Origin of the sequence: Sphingobacterium sp. UBA5789 (assembly GCF_002418355.1) — a bacterium.
Taxonomy (GTDB): domain Bacteria; phylum Bacteroidota; class Bacteroidia; order Sphingobacteriales; family Sphingobacteriaceae; genus Sphingobacterium.
Window position 1 is genome coordinate 424,852 of the sequence record NZ_DIDX01000001.1, and the last position, 13,303, is coordinate 438,154.

General features: G+C 40.4%; 9 protein-coding genes. 6 read left to right on the forward strand and 3 right to left on the reverse strand.

Features of this window, described 5'->3' with window-relative positions; all coding sequences use genetic code 11:
* Positions 1-40 precede the first annotated feature (40 nt).
* The gene (locus B4B65_RS01840) at positions 41-460 is read right to left on the reverse strand and encodes a nucleoside-diphosphate kinase (protein WP_002997935.1); all 420 of its coding nucleotides are present in this window, start codon (positions 458-460) and stop codon (positions 41-43) included.
* Positions 461-642: 182 nt separating this feature from the next.
* On the opposite strand from B4B65_RS01840, the gene B4B65_RS01845 reads away from it, so the two are divergent.
* From B4B65_RS01845 to B4B65_RS01870, 6 genes are all read left to right on the forward strand, one after another.
* Complete coding sequence (locus tag B4B65_RS01845; RefSeq protein WP_201681277.1) at positions 643-1,491, forward strand: 4-hydroxy-3-methylbut-2-enyl diphosphate reductase; 849 nt, start codon at positions 643-645, stop codon at positions 1,489-1,491.
* 74 nt (positions 1,492-1,565) lie between these two features.
* Positions 1,566-2,600, forward strand: coding sequence for a ferrochelatase (hemH, locus tag B4B65_RS01850; RefSeq protein WP_293912859.1), 1,035 nt, complete (start codon positions 1,566-1,568; stop codon positions 2,598-2,600).
* A gap of 11 nt (positions 2,601-2,611) precedes the next feature.
* Positions 2,612-3,889, forward strand: coding sequence for a metallophosphoesterase (locus tag B4B65_RS01855; RefSeq protein ID WP_201681279.1), 1,278 nt, complete (start codon positions 2,612-2,614; stop codon positions 3,887-3,889).
* A 142-nt stretch (positions 3,890-4,031) separates the two neighbouring features.
* Positions 4,032-5,090: a UDP-glucose--hexose-1-phosphate uridylyltransferase gene (locus tag B4B65_RS01860; protein WP_293912861.1), complete on the forward strand. Its 1,059-nt coding sequence runs from the start codon at positions 4,032-4,034 to the stop codon at positions 5,088-5,090.
* 1 nt (position 5,091) lies between these two features.
* On the forward strand, positions 5,092-6,246 hold the full coding sequence (locus B4B65_RS01865; RefSeq protein ID WP_293912863.1) for a galactokinase: 1,155 nt from the start codon (positions 5,092-5,094) through the stop codon (positions 6,244-6,246).
* A 300-nt stretch (positions 6,247-6,546) separates the two neighbouring features.
* Positions 6,547-9,060, forward strand: a complete 2,514-nt coding sequence (locus tag B4B65_RS01870) for a M14 metallopeptidase family protein (protein ID WP_293912865.1) — start codon at positions 6,547-6,549, stop codon at positions 9,058-9,060.
* A gap of 116 nt (positions 9,061-9,176) precedes the next feature.
* Here the strand turns inward: B4B65_RS01870 and mfd are convergent, their stop codons facing one another.
* Both mfd and B4B65_RS01880 read right to left on the reverse strand, forming a co-directional pair.
* Positions 9,177-12,515 carry a transcription-repair coupling factor gene (gene mfd / locus B4B65_RS01875; RefSeq protein WP_293912867.1) on the reverse strand — a complete coding sequence of 1,113 codons (3,339 nt, stop codon included), beginning with the start codon at positions 12,513-12,515 and terminating at the stop codon, positions 9,177-9,179.
* Positions 12,516-12,670: 155 nt separating this feature from the next.
* Positions 12,671-13,252: a hypothetical protein gene (locus B4B65_RS01880; protein ID WP_293912869.1), complete on the reverse strand. Its 582-nt coding sequence runs from the start codon at positions 13,250-13,252 to the stop codon at positions 12,671-12,673.
* Between the last annotated feature and the right edge of the window lie 51 nt (positions 13,253-13,303).

Consider the following 13,303-nt stretch of genomic DNA (forward strand, 5'->3'; position numbering starts at 1 on the left):
TTCCGGGAAGGATTTTTTTATTTTCTTTTCAGTCTGCAGACTAGAATCTTTCGAATTGAGAAAAGAAGAAGTTTCCTTCAATTTCAGCATTTTCATCAGAATCAGATCCGTGGATTGCATTTGCATCAATAGATTTTGCGTATTTGTTACGGATTGTTCCTTCAGCTGCCTGAGCCGGATTGGTTGCACCGATAAGTGTACGGAAATCTTCAACAGCATTGTCTTTTTCCAGGATAGCTGCAACGATTGGTCCCGAAGTCATGAAGCTTACCAAATCACCATAAAAAGGACGTTCTTTGTGTACTGCATAAAAATTTCCTGCAGATTCATTAGTCAATTGAATGTATTTCAATGCTACGATTTTGAAACCGCCTGAAATGATGTCGTTTAAGATCGCGCCGATGTGACCATTTGCTACTGCATCTGGTTTGATCATCGTAAAAGTTCTGTTAGTTGCCATTACAATATTAAAATTTTTGCAAAGGTATGAAATTTAGCAACTAAAAGGTGAAATGTAAGTTCGAAAATAAAAAATGAGAATATCAGGTAATAAGCAGAACATAAGTCTTGTACAAAGTTTTCCAAATGTAAATTATCATATCCGGCATATCAGATATGATATGTAATGCTTAGTTTTGTATTATGAGTAAAAATCTGACTGTAACAATAGATAAAGATTCCGGATTCTGTTTCGGTGTAGTGTATGCTATAGATATGGCCGAAGAGATTCTGGAAGAGGATGGTTATTTATATTGTCTTGGAGATATTGTACATAATGATGAAGAGGTTGCAAGACTGAAAGCAAAAGGTTTACGTATTATTAATCATGAAGATCTGCCTGCTCTTCAACATGAAAAAGTGTTGATACGTGCACATGGCGAAGCTCCGGAAACCTACAAAATTGCACTCAAAAATAATATTACACTGATTGATGCCTCCTGCCCGGTAGTGCTTAAATTGCAGAACAGAATCAAAACCTCTCATGATGATGAGGAGAAGATTTTGATTTTTGGAAAACACGGCCATGCAGAGGTTATTGGACTTCAGGGACAGACAAATGATGAAGCATTGGTTTTTCAGGATATTACCGAATTAGACAATGTGGATTTACCTGCCAGTTTTACCCTATATAGTCAGACAACCAAATCCGTTGATAAGTTTTACGAAATTAAAGAGGAACTGATCAAACGTGGATATGATGTCAAAGCTAACGATACGATCTGCCGTCAGGTGTCAAACAGATACGAAGATCTGGGAGACTTTGCTCGTCAGTATGACAAAATCGTGTTTGTGTCCGGAAAAAAATCATCTAATGGAAAAGTTCTGTTTGATGTTTGTCAGAAGGCAAATCCCAATAGCTATTTTATCTCTGGTACAGATGAGATTGATAGCAGTGTCTTTAGTGAAAATGACAGCGTCGGTATCTGTGGAGCGACTTCTACACCGATGTGGTTAATGAAAGATGTACAGAAAGCCATAGAAGCACTGTAGTGTCCCGTCATGAAAGTTTCATATTCTCCTTATAAAGGCGGCTCAACCTTTATTTATCCTTATTTTTGTTGGCTATGACTAAAAAAGCAACCAAAGGCATTCTGCTGGTTCAACTTGGAACTCCTGATTCTCCTAGTACTCCGGATGTTCGTAAGTATCTGACCGAATTTCTGATGGATGGTCGCGTAATTGATATTCCTTATTTCAACCGCATGTTGTTGGTGAAAGGAATCATTGCACCTACACGTGCTCCCAAATCCGCAAAAGTATATAAGACAATATGGGATAAGGAAACAGGGTCTCCACTCATGTATTACAGTGTACTGCAGGCAGAAATGCTGCAGGAACAGTTGGGACAAGAGTATCATGTAGAATTGGCGATGCGTTATCAGAACCCATCTATAGAGCAGGCGCTCAAAAAGATGGAAGGTATGTTTTTAGAGTCTATCCGGGTTATTCCATTATTCCCTCAATATGCATCTGCGACTACCGGATCTGTTATTGACAGGGTTATGGAGTTAATGCGCAAGTGGCAATACTTTCCTGAAGTAAGTTTCGTTAGTAATTATTGTGATGATCCGTTAATGATCGATGTGTTTGCAGATCATGCTAAAGCATTGGATTTGTCTAAGTACGATCATTTCCTGTTCAGTTATCATGGGCTTCCTGTACGTCAGTTAGGAAAAGTGGATCCTACAGGTACATTAAACTGCCCGGATACGGGTTGTGACTCGTGTAAAGCCGAGGTTAATCCGTATTGTTATCTGTCACAGTGTTATGCTACTTCCAGAGCCATCATACATAAACTTGGACTACAGGAGGGGAGCTATACAATTTGTTTTCAGTCACGTCTTGGTAAGACCCCCTGGATACAGCCCTATACTTCAGATGCCTTGCAGCGTCTGGCTAAAGAGGGTGTAAAAAAACTGCTGGTATTCAGCCCGGCTTTTGTAGCGGATTGTATTGAAACACTCGATGAAATTCAGGTAGAATATGCGCACGAATTTAAGGCTGCGGGAGGTGAGGAAGTTCATCTGGTTGAAAGTCTGAATGATGATCCCAAATGGATAGAAGCGTTAAAAAATTTGGCGCTCAATAACAAAAATTAAAGCAATAGACGATGTTGATTATTAATGCTGTCATACTTTTTATATTAGATTTTTATATTTTTTTCGCACTTCGGGCTACTAAAATTAAACTGGTACATAAGAAATGGTTCGGTTATGCCTGGTGGGCTTATTCCATCTTGCTTTTGACCGGAGTATTTATCGGTATGAAGTATAATATTCCACTTACTTACCGCTCGATTATACTGGTCGCATTTTTTCTGACCGCTACCTGCAAATTCTTCTTTTTTCTGGTTATCCTGATCGATGATATCCGGAGAGGAGGCGTATGGATTTCAAGATTATTGAGACCTGCGCGTAAGAAAGAGCAGCTGGAAGATCGAATCAAGGAATTAGAAAAGCCTTTACCGGAGACACCTAAAAAAGGAATTTCAAGATCTGAATTTTTAATGAAATCCGGTATTGTTATCGCTTCGTTGCCTATCCTGCCTTTAGGATGGGGGATAGTTTCCGGTGCATACGACTATCGTATCCGGAGAAAAAAGCTCTATCTGCCCAATTTGCCGGCTTCCTTTCATGGTATGCGTATCGCACAGATTTCAGATGTACATTCCGGGAGTTTTTATAATAAAAAGGCTGTGACCGGTGGTATCGATATGTTATTGGGTGAGAAGCCTGATGCCATCTTTTTTACTGGTGACCTGGTTAATAATGTGGCTTCTGAAATGCGGGATTATCAGGATATCTTCACCCGTGTGAAAGCTGATCTGGGTGTGTTTTCCACATTAGGGAACCACGATTACGGAGATTATTATTACGGCAAGGAAGATTCACCTGCCAAGAGAAAAAATCTGCAGGATGTAATCGATACGCACAAAGTAATGGGTTGGGATCTTCTGATGGATGAAAACAGAACATTAAAGGTTGGTAACGAAGAGATCGCTATAGTAGGTGTTCAGAACTGGGGGACAGGCAGATTTCCGAAAAAGGGAGATCTCAAAAAAGCGCTTATGGGTACTGAAGAACAACCTGTTAAGTTACTTCTTTCTCATGATCCTTCTCACTGGCGCGCAGAAGTGCTGGATACAGATGTAGATGTTATGTTTGCAGGTCATACACATGGTATGCAATTTGGTGTGCGCACTGAAAACTTTCAGTGGAGCCCGGTCAAATATATTTATAAGGAATGGGCGGGGCTTTACAGGGAAAAGCAAAACAAACAACTCTATGTCAACGTTGGCTATGGCTTCCTTGGCTATCCCGGACGTGTGGGTATACTACCCGAAATTACCATTTTTGAATTGATCAAAGGAACAAAGCCGGTCGTTTAAGGATTTTTCAAGACAGTTTTTCCCTGAACTGATTTAATGACTGATTGTTATTTTTTTTTAATAATTTATAGTAACTTACCTGCTTTATAAATTTAACTTTACATATTGATGTAATGCTCAAATTATAAAGTAATTGTAAGTAATGAATAACCTGAACCTATCCTTTGCAGATATTCCGCACAGCAGAACCAATATGCTGACAGGAGAGAAAGTTTTGATTTCCCCTCATCGCAGTAAACGTCCGTGGCAGGGACAGGTCGAAGATTTGCCGGCTGACAACAGACCTGCTTATGATCCAAAATGTTATCTGTGTCCGGGCAATGTACGTGCAGATGGAGCGATAAATCCACCTTATAAAGAAAGCTTTGTCTTTGTTAATGATTTTTCTGCCTTACTGCCGGATACGATAGCGGGAACGGAAGACGAAGATGGACTATTAGTCGCTGAAACAGAAAGAGGGATCTGTAAAGTGATCAGTTTTAGCCCCCGGCATGATCTTACATTACCAGAAATGGATGTATCATCAATTAAGGCTGTGGTAGATGTATGGCAAAGCGAATTTAATACTTTATCTCGAGAAGAATGGATCAGGTATATCCAGATATTTGAAAATAAAGGAGCCATTATGGGCTGCAGCAATCCACATCCGCATGGACAGATATGGGCACAGGGAAGTCTTCCGGTTGAAATCCAAAAGGAAACAGAACAACAACGCCTGTATTTTGAGAAAAACGGAGTATCATTGCTCGAAAACTATCTGAAACTGGAGCTCCGGAAGAGAGAACGTATTCTCATCAACAATCAACATTTCGTGGCGTTGGTGCCTTACTGGGCAAGCTGGCCATATGAAACCATGATTATTAGTAAAAGACACATTCAGTCTGTTGCAGATTTTACTGAAGAAGAAAAGCTGGATCTGGCTGCAACGCTGCAAGAGCTCACGATCCGGTATGATAACCTGTTCAAGACATCATTTCCTTATTCAGCAGGAATGCATCAGGCTCCTGTCAATAGTGGAGATCATCCGGAATGGCATTGGCATATGCATTTCTATCCTCCATTATTACGCTCCGCAACAGTCAAAAAATTTATGGTTGGATATGAACTGCTCGCCAATCCTCAGCGTGATATCACTCCGGAATATGCAGCAGAAAAGTTAAGAGAATTATCAGGCATCCATTATAAACAACAAAGTAACTAAGATGAATATCCAGAATATCCAAGATAGTTTTTATAATCATTTTCAGCATCCCAGTTCTATTATTGTTAAATCTCCGGGACGCATTAATATTATTGGAGAACATACCGATTATAATGATGGTTTTGTGCTGCCTGCAGCGATCAATAAAGCTGTGTATGTAGCCGTCTCACCGAGAGAGGATAATGAAATTCATCTTTACGCTGCAGATTTCAGGGAGTTGTTTCAGATATCTGTAACAGATATGCAGCCTGCTGAAAAGGAATGGCCAAACTATATTTTGGGCGTAGTAGATCAACTTCAGAAACGGGGATTACATGTCGGAGGCTTCAATTTATTCATTGACGGAGATGTCCCTGCAGGAGCAGGCCTTTCTTCTTCAGCAGCCGTAGAATGCGCCACGGCTTTTGCTTTAAATGAATTGTTTTCACTGGATCTTTCGCGGATAGATATCGCCAGAATAGGGCAACTTGCTGAGCATACATATGTTGGTGTAAAATGTGGGATCATGGATCAGTTCGCTTCTGTTCTCAGCGAGAAAGATCAGGTGTTCAGACTGGATTGTCGCTCTTTGACATATGAATATTTTCCGCTGGAGCTGGGTGACTATATGATTTTGTTATTGAATACGAATGTCAAACATTCGCTGGGAGACTCTCAGTACAACAAACGTCGTGAAAAATGTGAGCTGGGAGTTTCCTGGATCCGTGAAAAATATCCGGAAGTAAAAAGCCTCCGAGATGTTACGGTAGAGATGTTGGATGAGGTGGTGAAGAACAGAGATGAGGATGTGTATATCAAATGCAGATACGTTATAGAAGAAAACCTCCGGGTTGTGGCAGCCTGTCAGGCGATGGAAAAGGGGGATCTGGTTTCTTTAGGGCAGCATATCTATGCTTCACATGAAGGGCTTAGTAAAGCATATCAGGTGAGTTGTGAAGAACTGGACTTTCTGGTAGATGCCTCCCGTGTATATCCTGAAGTATTAGGCGCACGCATGATGGGTGGAGGTTTCGGCGGATGTACTATCAATTTAATCAAAAAGGACTTTTCAGATCAATTTATAAAAGAAATCAGTGAATCTTATCAACAGCAGTTCGGCGTATCGCTTACGCCATACATTGTAGAAACTGCAGATGGCACAACACGTATCGCTTAAAATAGTAAAATATAAGATTTTGAGGCATTTCATATTCATGAAATGCCTTTTTTGTTATACTATTACTCTTATAATTTGGTTAAGTAAAATAAAATGCCAATTTTAGTTAAAAGAATATTCTTGTATCCTAAATTGATCAATCTATTAAGATGAAACCATGTTGATTTTTTATTTACGAAAGTGAGACGCATAAAATAACGTGTGAGTTGTCAGAAAAAAAGCTCATTTAATTCAATTAAAAATCAAACATCTGCCTCGTGCAGGCATGGCTTTATCACCTGCAAAACAAATTATATACAAATGAAAATAAGACTCCTTTTTTTCTTGCTGTTATGTACAGTTACCGGATGGGCACAGCTTAAATCTCCTTCTGAATTTTTGGGATATCCTGTAGGAACCAAACTGACGCCACACTGGAAGCTAATCAGTTATTATAAGCATGTGGCTGAACAGAGTCCTAAAACTGTTCGCATGCAACAATACGGCACGACAAATGAAGGCCGTCCTCTATATGTTGCCTTTATTTCATCAGAATCGAATATAAATCGTCTTGAAGAGATCCGTCAGAATAACCTGCGGCTGGCACATTCTTTAAATGATGGAAAACAGGCGGATGAACAAACTCCTCCGATTATCTGGATGAGTAATAATGTTCACGGTAACGAATCATCATCTGCTGAAGCATCTATGCTGACACTCTATGATCTGGTTAATCCGGCGAATCAAAAGGCTAAGCAATGGTTGGATAAGACAGTGATCGTTATTGATCCTTGTCTCAATCCTGACGGGACTGACCGGTATGTCAATTGGTATAATAGTGTCGTAGGTGATCAGCTGAATGCCAGACGAGACGCCCGTGAGCATCATGAGCCCTGGCCGGGAGGTCGGCCAAATCATTATTATTTTGACCTGAACAGAGACTGGGCCTGGCAGACGCAGGTGGAAAGCCAGCAAAGGGTTGCTTTTTACAATAAGTGGTTGCCACAGGTACACGTTGATTTTCACGAACAAGGAATTAATAATCCATACTTCTTTCCTCCTGCAGCAGAGCCCTTACATGAGGTAATCACACCCTGGCAACGAGCTTTTCAGGAAACAATAGGACGATTCAATGCCCGTTATTTCGATGAGAAAGGATGGCTGTATTTTACAAAGGAAAGATTTGACCTGTTCTATCCTTCTTATGGAGATACGTATCCGACGTATTCAGGTTCTATTGGTATGACTTATGAACAGGCAGGCAACGGATCAGCAGGTTTGGGTGTGGTTACCGATGAGCTGGATACGCTGACACTGGTAGATCGTGCCATACATCACCATGCTTCCGGAATTAATATTGTGCAGGTTTCTGCTGAGAATGCACCTAAACTGATCAAAGAGTTTAGAGATTTTTATAATCAGGCTGTAAGTGGGAAACTCTCTTCTTATCAGTCATATGTCATTAAGTATGAAGATAAATATGCTGCAAAGCTGAATGCTCTGCGTACCTTCCTGAAGAATAACGATATTCAGACTTATACTGGAAAAGGAAGTTTTAAAGGATATAATTATACTACAGCAAAAGAGGAAAGCGCTGTATGCGCAGAAAAGGATCTGGTGATCCCTGCGAATCAACCCAAGGCGGCTCTGATCCGGGTACTGTTTGAGCCTCACGCAAAATTGAATGATTCAGTCACCTACGATATCACTGCATGGGCAATGCCATATGTATATGGATTGGAAGCATATGCTTCCAAATCTGCTATTGCGCTCGGGAAGTCTTATGAGAGCGATAGTATTCGCAACCAGTTATCGGCAACAATGGGTTATGCAATAAAATGGAATGGCTTTGCCGTCGCACAGATTACTTCTGAACTGTTGAAGAAAGGTTATGCTATCAAGTATTCCGAAGAACCCTTTACCATTGGCAATGAAATCTTTCCTTCCGGATCCGTTGTGATTCTCAAGAAAGGAAATGAGAAATTCGCAAATACCATTGCGGGTGAACTAACTGCTTTGGGAGATCGTTATCAGATCCGTATTCATAGTCTGCAATCCAGTTATGTAGATAAAGGACGTGATTTCGGTAGCCCTTCGGTTGTGAAGATCAAAGCTCCAAAGGTCGCAATGTTTACGGGAGAGGGGACCTCATCCATTAATAGTGGGGAAATCTGGCATTATTTCGACCGGCAATTAAAGTATCCGATTACATTGATCAATGTCGGAGATTATGACCGTACCGACTGGTCGAAAGTCGATGTGTTGATACTTCCTTCCGGAAAATATCCATTCCTGAAAGATAAAGCACAATCTGAGCAGTTTACAAAGTGGATTCAGGCCGGAGGTAAAGTAATCGCTATGCAGACAGCGGTTGATCAGCTTAGCAGCCAATCGTGGAGTTCGATGAAATTAGTGAAGAAGGATACCATACTGCCAACGACACCCAAAACGACGGTTAAATACGGGGACAGGGAGCGGAATGCACTGACAAACTATACTGCCGGTGCTATCTTCAAATTGACGATTGATCCTTCTCATCCGCTAATGTTTGGGTATGAGAGCTATTATACCTTAAAACAAGACGATAAAATCTATCAATTTGCTGGAAATGATAAAGGATGGAATGTAGGATATATTGGAGAAAATGCCAGAACAAGTGGTTTTGTAGGAGAGAAACTGCAAAAATACCTCAAAAATGGGGTTGTGTTTGCTGTGCAATCCGTCGGAAAAGGATCAGTAACTTACCTGACAGATGATATTATCTTCAGGAATTTCTGGGAGAATGGTAAACTGATGATGGCTAATGCGACATTTTTTGTCGGTAATGCGCAGTAAAAGTCAGGATTACGGATCTTGGTTGTTCCTTCTTTAATATAATTAAGCGTTTGCTGTTTCATTATACAGCAAACGCTTAATACTTTATTACTATTCTGAATATTTCCTTTCCGATCTTATTTACTCATGTCCCGTAAAATATCGAGAGCTGTGCTAACGCTGTAAATGTTTTCAAAAGCAATACGGAGTTGTCCTTTGACCTCTTTGATATTACAGATTGTTGGGTTAGTTTGTACAAAAGCCAGTACTTTTCCAAACTGATCGGATTCAAAATAAGAAGATTTCGGATTGTTAAGGAAAAAGCCTTTAAGTGTGTTTTTCTTGTAAGAAATTTTTTCAAGACCGATCTGCTTGCCATACCATTGCAGACGCAATGTATTAAACAATTCAAATACCTCTCGCGGAATAGGGCCGAAACGATCTTCCATAGAGCGGGCAAATGCTGTTAGCTGCTCTTCGTTCTCCAGTTTGGACAATTCAGTGTACAGATTATAGCGTTCCGAAATATTAGTTACATATTCGTCCGGAATAAGGACTTCCAGATCGGTGTCGATCTGTGTAAAGGACACATATTTACGTTCTTTTTCGTCTGCAAAAAGATCTGTAAACTCATCGTCTTTCAGTTCCTGTATAGCCTCATCCAGAATCTTATGGTACATTTCAAAGCCAATTTCTGCTATAAAACCGGATTGCTCTGCACCAAGCAGATTTCCTGATCCCCTTATATCCAGATCACGCATAGCAACATTAAATCCTGATCCCAGTTCTGAAAATTCTTCAATGGCGGATAATCTCTTGTATGCTTCAGAAGTAAGTGTAGATAAAGGAGGGCTTAATAAATAGCAAAATGCTTTTTTATTGGATCGCCCTACACGGCCGCGCATCTGATGCAGGTCGCTGAGACCAAACATGTGTGCATGATTGATCATAATGGTATTGGCATTAGGGATGTCAAGCCCGGCTTCAATAATAGTGGTAGCTACCAGTACATCAAATTCATGGCTGATGAATTTCAGCATTACATCTTCCAGATCATCGCCTTCCAGTTGGCCATGAGCTACACCTACACGGGCTCCGGGAACTAACTTTTGGATCAACGCACCCAGTTGTTTCAGATCTGCAACACGATTGTGGATAAAGAATACCTGACCCCCGCGATCCAGTTCATAACTGACAGCTTCCTGAATCAGAGTTTCGTTGAATACGTGAAGCTCTGTTTGTACCGGCTGCCTGTTAGGAGGGGGTGTGGATATAATACTAAGATCCCGTGCTCCCATCAGCGAAAAATGAAGTGTGCGCGGTATAGGAGTCGCAGTAAGTGTCAGCGAATCCACATTTGCGCGCATAACTTTGAGTTTCTCCTTGACAGAAACACCAAATTTCTGTTCTTCGTCAATGATCATCAGACCCAGATCCTTAAATTTTACATCTTTACTGACCAGTCGGTGGGTTCCGATAAGGATGTCTATTTTTCCCTCAGTCAGTTTTGCTAAGGTTTCTTTGATCTGCTTAGTTGTTTTGAAACGGTTGACATAATCAATATTGCAGGGAAGACCTTTCAGTCTCTCTGTAAAAGTCCGGTAATGTTGCAGTGCTAATATGGTTGTAGGGACAAGTACAGCTACCTGCTTGCTGTCTGCCACAGCTTTGAAAGCTGCACGGATAGCTACTTCTGTCTTACCAAAACCCACATCTCCACAGATGAGGCGATCCATAGGATGCGGAGACTCCATATCCCGTTTCACATCGGCTGTAGCTTTCTCCTGATCCGGTGTATCTTCATAGATAAAGGATGCCTCCAGTTCATTTTGCAGATAGGTATCAGGGCTAAATGCATTTCCGGTCTGTGCTTTACGTTTTGCATAGAGCTTGATCAGATCCCGGGCTATATCTTTTACCTTACGTTTGGTTGTTTTCTTTAATTTCTCCCAAGTATCCGTTCCTAGTTTGTTCATCTTAGGAACTGTACCCTCTTTTCCGGAATATTTTGATATCCGGTTCAGGGAGTTGATATTAACATAGAGCAGGTCATTGTCCGCATATACAAGACGGATCATCTCCTGCGATTTGCCGTTGACATCTACTTTTTCCAGACCGGCATATTTTCCCACTCCATGATCTATATGGGTGATATAATCTCCAGGTTTCAGATCCCGCAGTTCCTTCAGGGTAATGGCTTGTGTACGCTCATATCCTTTTTTGCGCTTGTACTTGTAATAGCGGTCAAAAATCTGATGGTCTGTATAGCAGGCCAGTTTCAATTCATCATCCCTGAATCCTTCCCGCAATGCTTTATGTACCGGAATAAAGGTGACTGTTTTATCCAGATCTTCGATGATTGTGAATATACGTTCAATCTGTTTGGTCGAATCTGAAAAAATAAGATTCTGAATATGTTGTTTTTCGTTCTCTTTGAAATTATGAAGAAGCAGGTTGAAATCTTTATTAAAAGAGGGCTGCGGATGGGTGTCAAAAGTGATGGTCTGATCTGCTTTGTAGAAATACTGTTTTCCGAATTCAACTATTGGAAAATCATGGAGCATAGCCCCCAGATTTCGTTCATCACTAAGGCTATATTCCGGATTGATCCATTCCGGATTTTGTGTTTTTTCCTTTTCTGTCAGTGCTTTCCAAAATTGGTTGGCTTTCTTAAACCCTTCTTTGACGATATCTGTTAAAAACTGAATATCTTTCACCCATACAACTGTATCCTTATCAATATATTCCAGTAATGAAATATGTTGAGCGCTCAGAAACTTAGCTTGTACATTAGGCACAATTGTCACGGTGTGTATCTTGCTGACCGATAGTTGATCCTCTATGTCAAACGTTCGTATGCTTTCTATATCATCTCCAAAGAACTCAATCCGGTAGGGCTTGTCATTAGAGAATGAAAAGATGTCCACAATACCTCCCCGAATGGCAAACTGCCCCGGCTCGTAGACAAAGTCAACGCGTTCAAAATCGTATTCGGATAAGAATTCATTTATAAATTCTATGGAAAGCTTACTGTTTTGTGTTATTTCAAGTGTATTTTTCTGAAGGTCTTGTCTGTTAATGACTTTTTCTGCAAGGGCTTCCGGATAGGTAACCACCATTTTAGGTAGTTCAGAGGCATGATTCAGTGCACTAAGTGTTTCGGCACGTTGCAGTACATGAGCAGCATCCAGTTGTGTGAAATCAAAAGCTTTGCGGAAAGAAGAGGGAAAGAAAAGAACCTGTTTGTCCAGCAAACTTTCCAGATCGCTCAAAAAATATGAAGCTTCTTCATGCGTGGGCAGAATAAAGAGGTAAGGACGCTCCTGTAAATAATAAGACGCCACGGCTACCACCGCATCTGATGATCCGATAAGACCTTTGAGTTGAATTTTAGGATTTTTAGCCTGAATAGCTTTCGTCAGCGCTTGTGTTTGTGCACTCTGACCATATTTTTCTAATATTTCTTGAATTCCCACGCGCGAAGTATTTTGACATCGCGAAGTTACTTAAAATGTAGTGTTTGACTAAATTTTAACCTGAAAATTAGTAGCAATACTCATTTTTTTTATGCTGAATCAATCTTTTAATCTGCTAATAATGCAAAAAGTAAATTTGATCATCAGACCATATTTCAGAGTTCAGTTTGCAGATTAAGATCACGCATATAACTTTGAAGAGCATTTTGGTTAGCAGTATCAAGGATACGTTGTAAATCTTCTCTGAAATCAAACTGCAGATCCTCATGTAGTTTATCATATCTGGTCAGTACATGTTTAAGACGGCCGCTTATATATTTATGCAGCTTGTGTGCAGCAGATTGATAAGAAGACTGAAACAGCTCCGGATATCCCTGGATTGCACGTCTGAGAATATATATTCTGAATTCTACTTCACTGACTTTGTCTTTAGTTACCTTTTCGTGCTCATTTACCATCCCGCTGGCTTGTTTGACTAATCTGTTAAGACCGGTAAAATTGCTGAAGTTAGGAGAACCACCTACCTGTGAGGTGCCGGTATCAAAGAGTTGCTGAAGTTGTGCACGCAAACGGATAATCCGTTCCTCCAGATCATTTTCATCTTCCAGAAGTTGATAATGAAGTTGTTTGATCAGCATTTTGTCCTTACTGATGAGCCGGACCAATAGTTTATCTTTTTCCTTTTGCGGAAGAGTGAGTACGGCTTTTTTAAGTTCGGGATCTTGATGTAGTGACATATTAATAAAGGTAAATATAAATGAAATAAAGTGTTGTACTTTTTATCAATA

What these genes read in the sequence shown, in the direction of transcription:
- B4B65_RS01840 (WP_002997935.1), bottom strand. Translation starts at nt 460, where the DNA reads ATGGCAACTAACAGAACTTTTACGATGATCAAACCAGATGCAGTAGCA.
- B4B65_RS01860 (WP_293912861.1), top strand. Translation starts at nt 4,032, where the DNA reads ATGAATAACCTGAACCTATCCTTTGCAGATATTCCGCACAGCAGAACC.
- B4B65_RS01870 (WP_293912865.1), top strand. Translation starts at nt 6,547, where the DNA reads ATGAAAATAAGACTCCTTTTTTTCTTGCTGTTATGTACAGTTACCGGA.
- B4B65_RS01855 (WP_201681279.1), top strand. Translation starts at nt 2,612, where the DNA reads ATGTTGATTATTAATGCTGTCATACTTTTTATATTAGATTTTTATATT.
- B4B65_RS01845 (WP_201681277.1), top strand. Translation starts at nt 643, where the DNA reads ATGAGTAAAAATCTGACTGTAACAATAGATAAAGATTCCGGATTCTGT.
- B4B65_RS01880 (WP_293912869.1), bottom strand. Translation starts at nt 13,252, where the DNA reads ATGTCACTACATCAAGATCCCGAACTTAAAAAAGCCGTACTCACTCTT.
- B4B65_RS01865 (WP_293912863.1), top strand. Translation starts at nt 5,092, where the DNA reads ATGAATATCCAGAATATCCAAGATAGTTTTTATAATCATTTTCAGCAT.
- hemH (WP_293912859.1), top strand. Translation starts at nt 1,566, where the DNA reads ATGACTAAAAAAGCAACCAAAGGCATTCTGCTGGTTCAACTTGGAACT.